Origin of the sequence: Providencia sp. PROV156, assembly GCF_028480905.1 — a bacterium.
GTDB classification, from domain to species: domain Bacteria; phylum Pseudomonadota; class Gammaproteobacteria; order Enterobacterales; family Enterobacteriaceae; genus Providencia; species Providencia hangzhouensis.
Map to the genome: position 1 here is coordinate 57894 of NZ_JAMPPE010000007.1, position 16515 is coordinate 74408.

Annotated in this window: 12 protein-coding genes; 9 read left to right on the top strand and 3 right to left on the bottom strand. The window is 43.0% G+C overall.

Features of this window, described 5'->3' with window-relative positions; translation table 11 throughout:
• Positions 1 to 102 precede the first annotated feature (102 nt).
• Positions 103 to 738 carry a DUF1007 family protein gene (locus PSF31_RS06940; RefSeq protein WP_004255842.1) on the top strand — a complete coding sequence of 212 codons (636 nt, stop codon included), beginning with the start codon at positions 103 to 105 and terminating at the stop codon, positions 736 to 738.
• Positions 729 to 1736: a nickel/cobalt transporter gene (locus PSF31_RS06945; protein WP_232062949.1), complete on the top strand. Its 1008-nt coding sequence runs from the start codon at positions 729 to 731 to the stop codon at positions 1734 to 1736. Before PSF31_RS06940 ends, PSF31_RS06945 begins: the two co-directional genes overlap by 10 nt.
• A 168-nt stretch (positions 1737 to 1904) precedes the next feature.
• On the opposite strand, the gene ttrA is transcribed toward PSF31_RS06945, so the two are convergent.
• The 3 genes from ttrA to ttrB are packed head-to-tail and all read right to left on the bottom strand — an operon-like array spanning position 1905 to position 6737.
• Positions 1905 to 4979, bottom strand: coding sequence for a tetrathionate reductase subunit TtrA (ttrA, locus tag PSF31_RS06950; protein ID WP_096864190.1), 3075 nt, complete (start codon positions 4977 to 4979; stop codon positions 1905 to 1907).
• Positions 4972 to 6018 carry a tetrathionate reductase subunit TtrC gene (gene ttrC / locus PSF31_RS06955; RefSeq protein WP_096864191.1) on the bottom strand — a complete coding sequence of 349 codons (1047 nt, stop codon included), beginning with the start codon at positions 6016 to 6018 and terminating at the stop codon, positions 4972 to 4974. Before ttrC ends, ttrA begins: the two co-directional genes overlap by 8 nt.
• Entirely contained in the window at positions 6000 to 6737 is a 738-nt protein-coding gene (gene ttrB, locus PSF31_RS06960) for a tetrathionate reductase subunit TtrB (RefSeq protein ID WP_036957869.1), read from the bottom strand. Before ttrB ends, ttrC begins: the two co-directional genes overlap by 19 nt.
• Positions 6738 to 6991: 254 nt before the next feature.
• Between ttrB and ttrS the strand changes: the two genes are divergently transcribed.
• The 7 genes from ttrS to PSF31_RS06995 all read left to right on the top strand — a co-directional run bounded on the left by ttrS (position 6992) and on the right by PSF31_RS06995 (position 16513).
• Positions 6992 to 8749: a tetrathionate respiration histidine kinase TtrS gene (gene ttrS / locus PSF31_RS06965; protein ID WP_036957871.1), complete on the top strand. Its 1758-nt coding sequence runs from the start codon at positions 6992 to 6994 to the stop codon at positions 8747 to 8749.
• 125 nt (positions 8750 to 8874) lie between these two features.
• Positions 8875 to 9471, top strand: coding sequence for a tetrathionate respiration response regulator TtrR (ttrR, locus tag PSF31_RS06970; protein WP_096864192.1), 597 nt, complete (start codon positions 8875 to 8877; stop codon positions 9469 to 9471).
• Between the two features lie 59 nt (positions 9472 to 9530).
• On the top strand, positions 9531 to 10475 hold the full coding sequence (locus PSF31_RS06975) for a Kdo(2)-lipid IV(A) acyltransferase (RefSeq protein ID WP_096864193.1): 945 nt from the start codon (positions 9531 to 9533) through the stop codon (positions 10473 to 10475).
• A gap of 263 nt (positions 10476 to 10738) precedes the next feature.
• Positions 10739 to 11965 carry a multidrug efflux MFS transporter MdtG gene (gene mdtG / locus PSF31_RS06980; RefSeq protein ID WP_004255869.1) on the top strand — a complete coding sequence of 409 codons (1227 nt, stop codon included), beginning with the start codon at positions 10739 to 10741 and terminating at the stop codon, positions 11963 to 11965.
• Positions 11966 to 12348: 383 nt separating this feature from the next.
• A complete protein-coding gene (locus tag PSF31_RS06985; RefSeq protein ID WP_004255871.1) occupies positions 12349 to 13878 on the top strand; it encodes a peptide MFS transporter in 1530 nt (509 codons plus the stop codon).
• A 153-nt stretch (positions 13879 to 14031) separates the two neighbouring features.
• The gene (locus PSF31_RS06990) at positions 14032 to 14820 is read left to right on the top strand and encodes a PhzF family phenazine biosynthesis protein (RefSeq protein ID WP_036957873.1); all 789 of its coding nucleotides are present in this window, start codon (positions 14032 to 14034) and stop codon (positions 14818 to 14820) included.
• Positions 14821 to 15094: 274 nt separating this feature from the next.
• Positions 15095 to 16513: an NAD(P)/FAD-dependent oxidoreductase gene (locus PSF31_RS06995; protein ID WP_004255876.1), complete on the top strand. Its 1419-nt coding sequence runs from the start codon at positions 15095 to 15097 to the stop codon at positions 16511 to 16513.
• The last annotated feature ends 2 nt before the right edge of the window (positions 16514 to 16515 follow it).

The following is a 16515-nucleotide window of genomic DNA, read 5'->3' on the forward strand; positions in this document are numbered from 1 at the left end:
TAACCAATCGTTTTAGGTTGAATTTTAAATCACTACGAGATATTTTAGTTTGCTTTTCGTTATGTTATAACATTTTTTTGATAAACCAATTTAGCTGACTGAATGATGCGATTTTTTCCTTTCTATTTTCTATTTCTGTTTATGGTTGCTCCACAAGTAGCGGCACACCCTCATAGTTTTATTGAAATGCAAATTTCCCTTGAAAGTAAACAAGATAAATACTCAGGGATTAGCTATGTTTGGAAAATGGATCCAATGACATCAGCGGATATCGCGTATGAATTAAAAGGCATTAAACCGGATGACCCGCGTTGGAAACAGCAAGAAGCTATTATTATGGCGAATATATTAATGCAAGATTATTTCACTGATTTTTATTATCAGGGGAAGAAAGTCAGTTTTAAACGTATTCCTGATAGCTACCATTTAGAAAAAGATGGCTTTTCTTTAGTTTTCTTCTTTACCGCTTCATTTATGCAACCCCTGCCTATAGCAGGTTCCCATGTGGAAATTCAAACTTACGACCCAACATTCTACGTCAGCATGACTTACCAAAATAAACAGCAAGTTAACCTACCTTTAGATATTGCAGCAAATTGCCAGATGGAACTACAAGAAGCAAATGTGACCGATTCAATGCGCGCCTACGCTTTCTCTTTAGACAAAAGTGATAGCCCAGAAGAAGATTTGGCACTTGGCAAACAATTTGCACAACGGGTTGATATTCAATGTCCATAATGCCTTTACGTACGCAAAGACTAATAATTACTGCGCTGTTTATGGGGCTTATAACCTATGCCGCTTGGCAGCTATACACCCACTGGGGATCATGGTTACAACTTAGCCTAGCTTGGCAAAAACAGTTAAACCAAGGGCTATCTTACCTATTGCAAGAAACCACCTCTCGCCCATGGTATGCAGGTGGGTTACTGGTAGTTGCCAGTTTTGCGTATGGTTTTTTGCATGCCCTTGGGCCGGGGCATGGCAAATTAATTATTACCACTTATATTGCCACCCAAGCGACTCATTTAAAACAGAGTGTTATCATTAGTTTACTAGCCTCACTCTTACAAGGGCTCGTTGCGATTACTTTAGTTTCCTTAGTCTTGATCCTATTCCAACTCTCTACTAAGCATCTCAACCAAGCCAGTTTATATGCAGAGCAAACGAGTTATCTATTTGTCATTTTGCTGGGTAGCTATTTATGCATCAGCGCATTGCGTCGTGGCTGGTCAATCCGCAAATCAAGACACTTGGCACCACTCAAGATAAAAAGCATTCAACCACTGAATTCATCAACGAAAGCAATAAGTAAAACAAAAGCCCATAGCCACTCGGACAACTGTGGTTGTGGGCACCAACACGTTATCCAGTCCCATCAATTACAATCCAGTTTTAAAAGTAAGCTATTGATTATCCTATCGATGGGTATCCGCCCTTGCTCTGGGGCAATTCTTGTATTGCTGTTTTCTTATGTCATTGAGGTCTATGAGTGGGGGGTTATCGCTGCCTTAGCAATGGCAATGGGGACTGCATTAACTATTTGCTTAATCGCTCTTTTTGTTCATTTAATGCGTGATAATGCGGTTCGTGTATCACGCTTAAAAGGAAAGTCATTTTCCCCATATTGGGCAATCACACTGAAAATTTTGGCAGGTATTTTATTTATTTTGATGGGGGTTTTGATGCTACAAAGCATCGGCTTAGAACAGTCGGTTTCGCCACTTTTGCGATAGACCATTAAAAAAGGGAGGGCTCCCCCTCCCAGGCATTTGCCGAAGTCACGGTGTGGTAGCACACCGTTTTATGCGCAATGTCAACTGCTTACTACTTATTGCCAACTACCAGATGGCTAATGGTGAAGCTATGCAGGTCCCCACCACTAGCCATCCTTACTACTTCATTTAACCAATTAACTCAATGCGAGCAGGTAAGCCTTGGCGTACCGATGCCCCCGAAACCCAATCTAACCACGTGTTAGCAACTTCACGTGTTGGGTCAGCAAACCCAAGGTCATTTAAGTTAATTCCTGAACCATTTGCCGCATTCATTGGCATAGGTTGGCCATCCAGATAATGCTGTTTCGCTCCCATCTCGGTATGCCCATAGCCATGCTCAATCGCAAGCACTCCAGGCATTACGCCATCAAGCACACTTACTTGGGCTTCAGCATGACCCCCCGGTGTGGTGATCCTAATCCAATCTCCATGTTTTACCCCCATTTTCGCTGCGTCATCGGGGTGGATAGCAACAAGATTCGTCGGTTTCACATGGCGGAGCCGTTCAATAACGGTGGTTGAGCTGCTCATCACATGGGATTTAAATGACATCAGCTTCAGCGGCCACTCTTTTTCTGGGAATACTGCATTCACATCATCCCCATTCGCCATACGAGGCGGGTAATACGTCGGGCAACCGCTATAACGTTCACCCGTTATGGCATGGCGATTAACGGCCACCGTTGGGTTCCAAATTTGTAAGCCTTTTTTCCATTGAGGACCTGTTGCATCGCCATCCCACGCTTTTTCATAAGGCGCAAAACGGCCACCTCGTGTGAAAATATAGGCAACACGGCGAACTTCCTCTGGTTTTAAAGTCCGTGTAATAGCCGGTAAAATACGCTCCACGCCACTGATTTGGATATCTTCTGTTGCGGCTTCAGGGACTGGTTTCTCCCCTAACCACGCCATATTTGCAGCAACTCTTAAGTAATAGTCTTCTGCTGTATTGAGTGAATGCATGTTGCCATCCATATCCTCAATCACGTTATCGCCAAAGCCGGGTAAATTAAGTTCTTTCGCTACAGCAATACAGAAACTCTCCATCGAAACTGGCTGGCCGTCCGCTGTTTTCGCAGTACGTGACTCAACAATCGGCCAACGTGCTGTGCTGGCTTTGACCTGCACGCCAGACCATGGTGCACTAAACCCCCAACTTTCGAAGTTATGGGTATCTGGCACAATGTAATCTGCCAATGCCGTGGTTTCATTCATAAAGGCATCAATACCAATAATCAGCGGCAGGTGTTTAGGGTCTTTCAGTTTTTCTTCCATCACCTGACGAATACCTGCAATACCATATACAGGGTTAGTCATATTGGTGATCCACGCTTTCAGTGCGTAGGGGTATCCCATCAAGGCAGATGCTAACTGCTCTGTTAATTGACCTTTAGCAAACGGGTACCAAGGGGCTTTTGCTGGGTATGGATTTTCACCCGCTGCCTGACGTGCTTTGAACTCATCTGATTTTTCATACACTTCATTACTGCGCGACAGCACCACACCTTTAGGTTTCACTTTGCCTTTATAGCTGGCAATTTTATAACGCGGCCCATCGTTTTCCCCGTTGAATTTACCGCCACCAACAGAAACACCGCCTTTCAAGTTCAGGTTACCAATCAATGCGTTAAGCATGATAACTGACCATGCAGTGTAGAAACCATTACCCCCCATCATACCGCCATGAGAGATGACGGCGGCTTTTCTATCATAAGAAGTTAATGCTTTACCCAACGATTCAATCGTTTTCACTGGAACATGGCAACGCTGACTGTATTCTTCCAAAGTCATACGATTTGCCGCTTCTTTTAAACATTGGAAGCTAGATTTAACGGTCACTTCACTGCCATCGTGCAAGGTGACTTGGCGTGTCACAAAGAGCTCGGCCGTAGGCGTTTCATCAGCCAGTTTTAATTCACCCGCAGCATCTTGCACTAAATAAGCTTTCTCATTGTCACCTTCTCCTGTGATATAAGAAGAAATTAACAATTTTCCTGCTAATGGGTGGTTGTCATCCGTGATCACTAAATGTGTTGAGTTAGTCCAGCTTTTCTCCCCCATGGCTTCCATGGATTTCTCACTTGGCACACTGAGGTATTTTGCATTGTAACGGTTATTTTCAATGATCCAGCGGATCATCCCCATCACCAATGCCGCATCCGTACCCGGTTGCACAGGAACCCAATGACCGTGGTCATTCGCTAAAGTGGTTGTTAATGGTAATGCAGGTGATACCACCACATAGTTAAATGAATCACGTAAACGCGCTGTGGCTAACTGGCGGCCTTGGCGCTTAAATGGGTTACCGGATTGTGCAGGTGAAGTCCCCAAAAATAGCGCGAAACGGACATTATCCCAATCGGGTTTAACGTGGGCATTTTTGTCCAAATCATCCATTAATGCACCGGAACCCGCACGGTAAGCCAGTCCGCAATAAGAACCGTGAGCACCGAAGTTTTTACTGCCAAAGGCATTTTGTGCAAAGCGACGGATAAAGCCATCACGGCCGTCATCGCCTGCGTTGGTCACTAATAATTGGTTAGCTTTTGGCCCCAATTTAGGTTGAGATGGGTCTAAAGGCGTTTCTAAGTCACGGATCGCCCGTAAGCCATCCACATGCCCCTCACCAAATAAGTCGCCCCCTTCAACCACTTCTTTAATCAGTTGTTCAAAACTGATGCGCTCCCATTTACCTTCGCCGCGTTTACCCACACGTTTCATCGGTTCAAGGATTCGCAATGGGCTCGTTAAACCTTCCATTAACGTCGCACCACGAGCACAGGCTGTCGAACGGTGTTCAAGGCCTGATTCTCCACTCATTTTATTAAATGCCGTTTTCAGTGGCATGCCATAAGGAAAGTGCTCTTCATGGGAAAGTGGATGATAAGGGTTCCCCGCGATACGCAATACTTCATTTTTTGCTGTATCGACGCGAGCACGGATACCACACTGGGTCCAACAACCAAAACACTGGGTCATCGCAACTACTTGTTCTGGGTTTTCTTGCCAGCCTTTAAGTGCCTGTCCTTCAGGGCGTAAAGAGTTACCATTAAGCCTATCAAGAGTGACTTTACCTGACGTACCATTAACCAGACCATCGACTGCACGTTTGGCAACATCACGATAGCTTGCACCAAATAATGCGATACCACCGACAACCAAACCACCTTTAAGCCATTGACGTCTTGAGAATTTAGCCATGTTGCACTCTCCTCGCAAACCAGCGAACACCTTCACGAACAATAATTGTTAACGCAATCCATAAACCGAAAGTACCAATGATAGCCAGTAATCCGTCTGTTCCCAGTGGGAAATGGTATGGGTTCGCGATAATGTTATATTTTGGAACCGCTTGAACTTCCATCAGGAAAATCCAACGTAATGACCAAGCAAAAGCCATTGAAATTAAGGCTAGGACAGTAATATATGGAACGGAACGAGTCGCTTTTAAATTACTGACAGACATTGCGAAAGTGATTAACCACAGTGCACAAACCCCCATTAGCATCCACCAGCCTGGGCTTGCCGTATCTAACTGTTGGCGTACTGCGATACCTGAAGTGGTGTCACCTGATAACCACAACGCAAAGCACACCGCAAACAATAATAATGTCACAACTTGAAAACGCGCTAAGCGATTTTGATATTGAGGTTCACGGCGAGCCCCTAAACTAATCAATGCAGGTAATGCTTGCAGAGCACTAAGGAACATCAATACTGGTATCCACCAGCTAAACCAAATTGGACGCGCGTTTAACACTGAGGCTTCACGGCCGGTATATAACAATAAACCGATGGCTGAAAATGCAGCTAACAAGGCAACCCAACGCGTTGCTTTGAATTCTTTTTTCCAAATCAGTTTCACCATTAATGCAACAAAATATAAACCAATAAATGTGGTGAATAATGGTAGTAATACAGAGCCCCACCACATCCAAGACCATATTGTTGGATGAGCATAAAAATGCCATACCCTTGCGGTTTGGTGTAAATCTGCGGTTAGTGCTAACGGTGCGGTGATCCCCATTGTGATAGCAATAAATACGGCGATCATTTCTAAGCGGCTGTTTTCAGGTTTGTTTCTCCAATGAAGATAGCACGCGTACAGAACCGCACAAGACGCAATCCCAATGAAGAAGAAATATTGTACCGCCCAAGGTAGCCAAAAGAATTCTTGTGGCTGAGCCATTATTTCTGAAATATAAGTCACTTGGCCATTCATCAGAACACCTCCTGCCATAATGCGGGCTGCCCTTTGCCTTGCAGCGGTTGCACGAATGCGTCATCTAAACCTATATAGAAAACTTGTGGTAATGTGCCACTTTCCGGTTTGAGTACTTTTATTTCAGCCTCGTGCTCTGTCAGCATTTTACGAATAGTACTGTTCGGGTCTTTTAAATCCCCGATAATGCGCGCACCACCGACACAGGATTCAACACAAGCAGGTAATAAACCCACTTCTAAGCGATGAGCGCAGAATGTGCATTTATCTGCAGTTTGCGTAGAGTGGTTGATAAAGCGAGCATCGTATGGGCAGGCTTGCACACAATAAGCACACCCAACACAGCGTTCGTTATCAACGACAACAATGCCGTCTTCACGTTGGAAAGTCGCTTGAACTGGACATACAGGTACACAAGGAGGGTTATCACAGTGGTTACATAAACGGGGTAACAGTACGTTGGTGAACCCTTCTTCACCTTTCACTGCGACTTGATATTGATTCACTGTCGTTCTAAATTGACCTTGTGGGGTTTGGTTTTCAACCGAGCAGCTTACCGTGCAAGATTGGCAACCGATACAACGACGCAAATCAATCAACATTCCATAACGTTTTTCTGGATTGCCTTCTCGACGTGTCGGGGAAAAATTGAGCCCTGCTTCTGCAATGGGAATCAACGATGCCCCCGCAGTTACGGCTCCAATTTGTTGTAGAAATTTTCGTTTACTCAGATCCATAATTGGCTCCAGTATTGACATTGCTAATGCGAAAATAAAAGTTATTAATCAATATGTTATTTGTATTACATGCGTTATTGACAATGGGTACAGTCTCGTTAAGATAACCACTGAAATTGTTATTTCTCTTTAAACCCGATGGGTTATCTTGATAAAGCTTGTAGTGCCATTGTAAGAAGAGTGGAGCCACTGCCCTATTGTGGTTTACCACATACCCGTAGCTAAATTGATCTAACGCAACGAATAACTCAAATATGTTAAAAAAATCGTCTAGACCGTTGTATCACATACTGTTAATCATGCTACTGACGTGGTCTTTGCCAGCAATTTCGGCCCAGTGGACTATCGGGGTATTGGCCTTACGTGGCCCCAGTTCAACCCAATCTCATTGGCAGCCTTTGATTGATACACTCAATGAGTCGATTCCTGGGGAGCGTTTTACGTTACAACCTCTCAATTTAGATGAGATGAAAGAGGCGATTTCCAATCGCAAGATTGATTTTTTGTTGACGAATCCTGCCCAATTTATTCAGTTAGATAACCGCTATCATTTACGTTGGTTGCTCTCCCTTCGCTCAGACGTGGAGCCCAACAGCACAACGCGTAATGTTATTGGCAGCTTGATATTAGTTCGAAAAGACAGTGATATTTCAGAAGTTAAAAACCTAATAGGCAAGAAAGTCGGAGCAATTTCACCAGATGCTTTTGGTGGCTATTTGTTAGGTTACAAAGTGTTGAGGGATATGGGCTACGACGCTGCCAAAGACTTTAAGATGCAATTTTTAGGCTTCCCTGCAGATGCATTATTATACGCACTGCGTGATGATTCATTATCCGCAGCTATAGTTCCTGTCTGTTTATTAGAAAACATGCATAGCGAAGGGTTGATTGATAAAACACAATTTCGCCCATTGATTCAACATCCAAGCTCTCTCTCTTGTTTAACTAGCACAGAACTGTATCCAAATTGGTCTTTTGCCGCCTTAAGTGAAGTGCCGGACAATTTAGTCGACAAAGTCACCAAGACATTATTATCAACAGATAAAGCCGCTATGCGTTGGGGAGCTCCCGCGTCGGTGACTCAAGTCGAAACCTTACTCAGAGACGTTAACCAACATCCGCAACAGCGCCAAATCTGGCAGGATATCGTCAGTTGGACCATTCAAAACCAAATCACTATCAGCCTTGTTGCATTATTTTTTGTATTACTTGGGATAAATCATGTTTGGATTGCCTTTTTGGTGAGACGTCGCAGCCGCCAATTAGAAGAAGCGCATAATCGCTTGCGAGAGCAAGAAGCCAATTTACAAAAGGCACAACGGTTAAATATTTTAGGTGAAATGGCATCCGGGTTTGCCCATGAATTGAACCAACCGCTGTCTGCAATCCGCCATTATGCCCAAGGGTGTATTCTACGCCTGACTAAAGAGTCTGAAAGCCACCCATTAATTAGCGCATTAACTAAAATCGACGACCAAGCTCAACGTGGAGCCGATATCATTCGCAATTTGCGTCTCTGGGCGGGTAAACCAAGCCATGACCCCGCAATCACATTGAGCCAGCAATCGGTTAAACAGGCTATTAATCATATTTGGCAATTATTGCGTGCAGACCAGCACTACCCCAATTCGAGGTTAATTTTACCTGAAACTCCTGACGTCTCCCTGATGTTGCCAGACACGTTACTAGAACAATTACTTTCTAATTTAATCAGTAACAGTTTGCAAGCAGGGGCAACCCTACTGCGTTTCGAGTTTCATTTTTCGCAGCAACATTTTTTACTTGTTTTACAGGACAATGCTGGAGGGATGCCTGCGGGTCAATTAGAGCAAGGTATCACGCCATTTGCGACAACTAAAAAAGAAGGTTTAGGGTTAGGTTTAGTGATCTGCCAGCGTTTGATACAAAGCCAAGGCGGAGACATTCGTATCGAAAATAACCTAAGTGATGATGGGTTACATGGCTTAATGGTCACTCTTATTTTCAATTATCACAATAAAATCGTAGATTAAGCATGTTTTGCCACGTAATTGATAACATTCACATTAACTATATGTGACAATGGCTTTATTGCGATAATCAATGCTCATTATATAAAGCACCTTATTTGTCACCCTCTACACGACGAGGTATATGTATGCCAGTAATCCATCTCGTGGATGATGACCCCGATGTGACGGATGCCTGCCAATTCTTACTAGAAACATTGGGCTATAGCGTTATCGTTTGGAATGACAGTGAAATATTTATCCAAAATGCGGCATTACACCAAGAAGGTGTGGTGTTATTGGATATGCGCATGCCTAAATTAGATGGACGACAAGTTCACCAATACCTTAGGGAACAACACAGTACATTGGCTGTGATATTTTTGTCTGGCCATGGCGATATCCCGATGGCGGTGGAACAAGTGAAACTTGGCGCTGTTGATTTTCTACAAAAACCCATTGATAGCCAACAACTTGCTAAGACCTTAGAACAAGCTCAATCACAAACCACCAAAGCCACTGAGGGGCATTTAATTAAGCAGCGCTATGAAACGCTCACCCCTCGTGAAAAAGATATCTGTGGTTATGTGTTGCAAGGCTTAATTAACCGTGAGATTGCTGAGGCAACCTGTGTTTCTGTACGCACTGTTGAGGTTCATCGCTCTCGCGTCATGGAAAAAATGGCGGTTCGTAACTTAGCTGAGTTAATGAGCACCATGCAGGCAATTAACGCTTTAAACGAATAATTTGATATAGTTTATATCATGCCTTTTTATTAATTTGTGACTAATATATTCGGATAACAATGATACTAGCTCCAAAATTTCAAAAACGGTTTCTCCACCCTCGTTACTGGCTAACTTGGCTAGGCATTGGCGTGTTATATCTTCTTGTATTATTGCCTTATCCTCTCATTTATTGGATGGGAACGCGTTTAGGGTTATTTTCTAAACGCTTTTTGAAAAAGCGGGTGAAAGTCGCAGAGCGAAATTTGCAATTATGTTTTCCAGACATGAGTGAGCAAGAACGGCAACGCTGTGTTGACAAAAACTTTGAATCTGTCGGCATGGGCTTATTTGAAACGGGCATGGCTTGGTTTTGGCCTGATTGGCGCGTTCGTCGCTGGGTCAAAGTCATTGGGGAAGAAAATGCTGTTGCTGCCCGCCAAACAGGTAGAGGCATTATCGCGCTTGGTGTTCATTTTTTAACCTTGGAAATGGGTGCGCGTGCCTTTGGCATGTTAAATCCGGGCATTGGTGTATATCGCGCCAATGATAATGACCTCCTTGATTGGCTACAAACCCGTGGGCGGTTACGTTCCAACAAATATATGTTGGATCGCAAAGATATGAAAGGCATGGTTCGTGACTTAAAAAATGGGGAAATTTTATGGTATGCCCCCGACCATGATTACGGCCCTCGCAATAGTACATTTGCGCCTTTGTTCGCCGTAAAAGATGCAGCGACAACCAATGGCTCGCAAATTATTTTACGTCTGGCTTCCCCTTTAGTGGTGCCTTTTACACCAAGACGTTTACCTGCGGGTAAAGGTTATGAATTAATCATTCAACCTGCCATTGATGATTTCCCAATTGAAGATAATGTGGCTACCGCAACCATGATGAACCAAATTATTGAAAAAGAAATCCTCAGAGCACCAGAACAATATATGTGGCTACATCGCCGTTTTAAAACGCGTCCTGAAGGGGAGCCTTCGTTATACGGAGATTTAGATAAAATCCATCATTAATAATTAGTGTAAGCAGATAAATTATGGCGTGGTTTTTCAACTGTTTTTTATGATGCTTTTCTTACTGTTTTTTATACTGTTTTCTCTAAATATATGGCGTGATTTTTCAACTGTTTTTTATGATGCTTTTCTTGCTGTTTTTCATACTGTTTTTCCTAAATAGTCGGGTCTACAGCTAGGCGGGAAAATGAAGACATCCCAAAGAGCGTACATTAGGCAAATGAAGCCAACAACGCTGTAGAACTGAATATAACGGGAAAATTATGACGGGAAAAACAGAGTATTGGAAACGTAACCTATACGTCGTGTGGTTCGGCTGTTTTTTAACAGGTGCCGCCTTTAGCCTGATCATGCCTTTTCTCCCCCTCTATATTGAAGAACTAGGCGTTAAAGACCATGCCTCTTTGAACCTATGGACAGGGGCAGTTTTTAGTATCACCTTCTTATTTTCCGCGATTGCTGCGCCATTTTGGGGTCGATTATCCGACCGTAAAGGCCGTAAACTCATGCTGCTGCGTTCAGCACTAGGGATGGCTATCGTGATGGTGCTTATTGGTTTTGCACAAAATATTTGGCAGCTCTTAGCCTTAAGAGCCATATTAGGTTTATTGGGTGGTTTTGTTCCCAATGCTAACGCGCTGATTGCAACTCAAGTTCCCGTGAAAAAAAGTGGTTGGGCTATGGGTGTCCTCGCTACTGGTGCAGTAAGTGGCGCACTTATTGGCCCACTCATTGGCGGTTTTCTTGCTGACCAGTATGGCTTACGTCCCGTCTTTTTTATTACCGCAACGGTGCTGTTTATCTGCTTTTTTGTCACGCTTTTTTATGTCAGAGAACGCTTCACGCCTGTTTCTCGCAAAGATGCATTAACGAGCAAACAAGTTTTTGCCTCTTTACGTAATAAAAACTTAGTTATCAGCCTCTTTTTTACCACCATGATTATTCAAGCTGCTATGGGCTCAATCAACCCTGTCATCACGCTTTATGTACGTGACTTATCTGATTCCCTTGAAAACTTGGCCTTTGTCAGTGGTGTGATAGCTTCCATTCCTGGTGTTGCGGCTTTAATCAGTGCGCCCATGTTAGGTAAACTCAGTGACCGAATAGGCCCTGAAAAAGTTTTACTCGCCGTGCTGGGCGCATCTATTTTTGTATTATTCCCAATGGGGCTGGTAAGTAGTTATTGGGAGCTAGGCTTTCTCCGATTTATGCTTGGGGCTCTGAATGCTGCGCTATTACCCGCAGTACAAACGTTAATTATCTATAATATTTCCCATCAAGTAACGGGACGTATTTTCAGCTATAACCAAGCATTGCGAGATGTTGGGAATGTGACAGGGCCATTGATGGGGTCGTTTGTCGCTGCAACTTACGGTTTCAGAGCCGTATTCTTTTTCACCGCTGCGTTAGTTCTCTTCAACTTAATTTATTCATGGTTAGTCATCAGGCGCCAATCCGATGGCCTGCGAGCCTCCCCTACCGACCAATAAGCTTCTTGCTATTTTTTGTACAAAAACCTGATGATTTATAAGCTTTATTGCCTTACTTTCCTTAAAATCAAATTTTAGTACATATAACCACTTGATTTTAAATAACTTAATCGATTCAAAATTCTTTCTTTTATTGTCAACTAAAATCCTGTATCTTCCCCTAGCTTATCGTGAGAAATGAGAGTTATATCGACTTTTCACCTTAAAAACACACCTTTTACAATAAATTCATTCTGTATATAGGTGATTCTATAATAATGTATGTTAAAAATATGTTTCATATATTCATGTTAACATATCAATAACAATTGGCACTCAGGCGCACGGCTTGGTGTTTTATATCATGCACAACCTCTCAAGAGAGTATTTATGGGAGTTCACAGATGAATAATTCTGCGACTAAAACAAAAACTTTTTTTGGGCATCCATACCCATTGAGTTCGCTTTTCCTCACAGAAATGTGGGAACGCTTCTCTTTTTACGGAGTTAGACCGTTACTTATCTTATTTATGAGTGCGGCATTATTACAAGGCGGAATGGAATTACCTATTGAACAAGCTTCGGCTATCGTCGGTATTTTCGCTGGAGGGGTTTATATCACCTCGTTACCGGGTGGTTGGTTAGCCGATAACTGGTTAGGCCAACGCCGCGCGGTTTGGTACGGTTCCTTAATTATTGCGTTTGGCCATTTATCCATCGCAATGTCTGCGTTTTTATCAAATACTTTCTTTTTCGTCGGCTTATTGCTCATCGTATTAGGTACAGGGTTATTTAAAACCTGTATTACCGTGATGGTAGGAACCCTGTATAAGAAAGAAGATACACGCCGTGATGGCGGTTTCTCCCTGTTCTATATGGGTATCAATATGGGGTCATTTATTGCCCCGTTAATTATTGGCCCACTTCATGAAAAATATGGGTGGCATTTAGGTTTTGGCCTTGGTGGTTTAGGAATGTTAATTGCCCTGTTAATTTTCCGCTTTTACGCCATTCCTCAAATGCGCCGTTATGATAAAGAAGTTGGCCTTGATTCCACTTGGAACCGTCCAACGGTTGAGCGCAAAAACGTGGGGAAATGGGTTACCTTTGCCATGGTGCTATTAGCCATACTGGTTATCTTGATTGATAATGGTACGATCCCATTTAATGCCTCAATAATTGCGAAAAGTTCTGCTTATGTTATCTCGACCTGTGTGGGCATCTATTTCTTATTTATGTTCTTCCTTGGCGGTTTAAACAGCAGCGAACGTTCTCGTTTACTGGCATGCTTGATTTTACTGATTGCAGCCGCATTCTTCTGGTCAGCCTTTGAGCAAAAACCCACTTCATTTAATATCTTTGCTCGGGACTATACTGACCGCCAAATGGGGAGTTTTGAAATTCCAACCATTTGGTTCCAATCAATCAATGCCTTGTTCATTATATTGTTAGCCCCAGTATTTAGCTGGTTCTGGCCTTCGTTGGCTAAACGCAATATGAACCCAAGCAGTATGACCAAGTTCGTGATTGGTATCTTATTTGCTGCGGGCGGCTTTGCTATCATGATGGTGGCAGCAAACCAAGTACTCGCAACCCAAAGTGGCGTTTCACCTTTCTGGTTAGTTGGCAGTATCTTATTGCTGACATTAGGAGAACTGTGCTTAAGCCCTATCGGGTTAGCAACCATGACCTTGCTCGCACCACAAAAAATGCGCGGCCAAGTGATGGGGTTATGGTTCTGTGCTAGCGCATTGGGTAACCTTGCAGCTGGTATCATGGGGGGTAACATTCGCAAAGACCAATTAGATTCGATGCCTGAGCTATTCTCCCACGTCTCTATTGCACTGGTGATCTGTGCGGTCGTATTAGCAGCGTTGATTATCCCTGTTAGAAAAATGCTTAAAAATGCAGACAAAAATGAAGCTAATGCTTAATAGCGCTGATTAATTGTCTTCTATCCGGTAGCAGCCCACACGCTACCGGATCCTCCGCATCATTCCCCACTTAATAGTTTGCTTATTATTTCTGATAAAATAGGCGCTATACTGCTCTCTCATCATCCCATAATGACTTTAGGAAATCATACAATGAGCCTTTCCGCCCCTATTTACTATGTTGATGCTTTTACAGATACCCTTTTTCGCGGTAACCCAGCAGCGATTGTATTACTCGATAACTGGTTACCAGATGAACAGCTCATTGCCATTGCCGCAGAGGTTAACTTGTCAGAAACCGCATTTTTAGTCGGCCATCATATTCGCTGGTTCACCCCTAAAGTTGAAGTAACACTCTGTGGCCATGCAACACTTGCCGCTGCTTTTGTGTTAAATCAAGTGCTCGAGCAAGACATTCATCCTTTAACATTTAATTCTCTGTCGGGTGACCTCGTTGTGACGCAAAATGCACAAGGATTTACACTTGATTTTCCAATTCTTGAATCCGAACAAAGCCATCCAAACCATTACCCACACCTCGTCGATATCCTTGGTGTCAAAATCAAAGATCTTTGGATAGCAAAAGACCGTTATCTGTGTTTTCTTGAAAGTGCAGAGCACGTTCAAAACTGTCAGCCAGACATGTTAAAACTTTCGCAGCTTTCTCTACCTGGGTTAGCAATTACAGCAGAAAGTGCTAATAGCGATTGTGACTTTGTTTCTCGTTACTTTGCTCCCGCCAAAGGGGTTGACGAAGACCCTGTAACAGGCACCTCACATTGTGCCATTGCCCCAATATGGGCCAAACAGCTGAATAAATCGCAGTTAATAGGCCAACAGATTTCATCGCGCGGAGGGGTAGTTCAATGTGAGCTAACCTCTGACCGAGTAAAATTAACAGGTAAAGCCGTTTTATTTTTAACAGGCCAAATCCACATTTAAACATTACAAATCAAATAGATAAGCACAAAGCCATTTATTTTCCTATCTGTTTCTCTATCCGAATTCTACCAGCGCCATTATTTTTCTCGAAATATTGGCGTCCATTCCTTATCTAAAAATAAATTTTTTTAACATTTAAACAAATATTTTAATTTCAACTCAATTTGGTTTACAATTATAATTATTATTAAAGATATAATTACAATTATAAACATTTCTAATTGAAGCTTTGGTCAATTGTTAAAAACTCATTCGATATAAGGAACTTAATAAGATGGCTATAACTAGAAGAAAATTTTTGATTGGCGGTGGTGTTGTTGCCGTTGCTGCAGGGGCTGGAATTTTAACTCCAATGTTAACGCGTGAAGGTCGATTTGTTCCTGGTAAGCCACGACATGGCTTTGTTGCAGGAACTGAAGGCCCTCTACCACAGCAAGCTGACGTCGTTGTTATTGGTGCTGGAATTCTGGGGATCATGACCGCAATTGAGCTGGTTGGACGTGGTTTAGATGTTGTTATTGTTGAAAAAGGTAACATCGCAGGCGAGCAATCATCCCGCTTCTACGGCCAAGTTATCACTTATAAAATGCCAGATGAAACCTTCTTACTCCACCACTTAGGCAAACAACGTTGGAGAGAGATGAACGCGAAAGTCGGTGCAGATACAAGCTACCGTACTCAAGGCCGCGTTGAAGTGCCATTCGATGAAGAAGATCTTGTCAATGTTAGAGAGTGGATTGATACTCGCAGTAAAAATGTCGGTTCAGATATTCCATTCAAAACACGCATTATCGAAGGTGCTGAACTCAACCAACGTTTAAACGGTGCACAGTCTAAATGGACAATCGCAGGTTTTGAAGAAGACTCTGGTAGCTTAGATGCTGAAATTGCAACCTTCGTCATGGCTGATTACGCCAAAAAATTAGGGATAAAAATTTATACTAACTGTGCAGCTAGAGGTTTAGAAACTCAAGCAGGCGTAATTTCTGATGTCGTCACCGAGAAAGGGCCTATCAAGACCTCACGTGTTGTTGTGGCAGGTGGCGTCTGGTCAAGGCTGTTTATGCAAAACTTAGGTGTGGATGTCCCAACATTACCGGCTTATCAATCTCAACAACTGATCACCGGTTCACCAACTGCACCGGGGGGTAACGTTGCTTTACCGGGGAATATTTTCTTCCGTGAACAAGCAGATGGTACCTATGCAACATCTCCTCGTGTGATTGTTGCACCGGTTGTTAAAGACTCCTTCGTCTATGGCTATAAATACATTCCACTGCTATCTATGCCTGATTTCCCTGTGCATATTTCATTAAATGAACAATTAATTAATTCATTTACTGAGCCAACAAGCTGGAAACTGGATGAAGTTTCACCATTTGAAAAACACAGAAATATGACGGCATTACCTGATTTACCAGAGCTGAATGCATCATTTGAGAAATTAAAAACAGAATTCCCTGCATTTAAGGATTCTAAACTGATTGACCAATGGAGTGGTGCTATGGCCATCGCACCAGATGAGCACCCAATCATTTCTCAAGTCAATGAATATCCTGGTCTAGTTATCAATACTGCCACAGGCTGGGGGATGACCGAAAGCCCAGTTTCTTCCGAGCTCACAGCTGACTTGCTATTAGGCAAAGAACCCTCACTGAATGTGAAACCATTTAGTCTGTACAGATTTAGTTAATA

Excerpts from the sequence above, each read along its gene's own strand:
- PSF31_RS06945 (WP_232062949.1), top strand. The coding sequence starts at position 729 with ATGTCCATAATGCCTTTACGTACGCAAAGACTAATAATTACTGCGCTG.
- ttrS (WP_036957871.1), top strand. The coding sequence starts at position 6,992 with ATGTTAAAAAAATCGTCTAGACCGTTGTATCACATACTGTTAATCATG.
- ttrC (WP_096864191.1), bottom strand. The coding sequence starts at position 6,018 with ATGGCAGGAGGTGTTCTGATGAATGGCCAAGTGACTTATATTTCAGAA.
- PSF31_RS06990 (WP_036957873.1), top strand. The coding sequence starts at position 14,032 with ATGAGCCTTTCCGCCCCTATTTACTATGTTGATGCTTTTACAGATACC.
- ttrA (WP_096864190.1), bottom strand. The coding sequence starts at position 4,979 with ATGGCTAAATTCTCAAGACGTCAATGGCTTAAAGGTGGTTTGGTTGTC.
- ttrR (WP_096864192.1), top strand. The coding sequence starts at position 8,875 with ATGCCAGTAATCCATCTCGTGGATGATGACCCCGATGTGACGGATGCC.
- PSF31_RS06940 (WP_004255842.1), top strand. The coding sequence starts at position 103 with ATGATGCGATTTTTTCCTTTCTATTTTCTATTTCTGTTTATGGTTGCT.
- mdtG (WP_004255869.1), top strand. The coding sequence starts at position 10,739 with ATGACGGGAAAAACAGAGTATTGGAAACGTAACCTATACGTCGTGTGG.
- PSF31_RS06985 (WP_004255871.1), top strand. The coding sequence starts at position 12,349 with ATGAATAATTCTGCGACTAAAACAAAAACTTTTTTTGGGCATCCATAC.
- PSF31_RS06975 (WP_096864193.1), top strand. The coding sequence starts at position 9,531 with ATGATACTAGCTCCAAAATTTCAAAAACGGTTTCTCCACCCTCGTTAC.
- PSF31_RS06995 (WP_004255876.1), top strand. The coding sequence starts at position 15,095 with ATGGCTATAACTAGAAGAAAATTTTTGATTGGCGGTGGTGTTGTTGCC.
- ttrB (WP_036957869.1), bottom strand. The coding sequence starts at position 6,737 with ATGGATCTGAGTAAACGAAAATTTCTACAACAAATTGGAGCCGTAACT.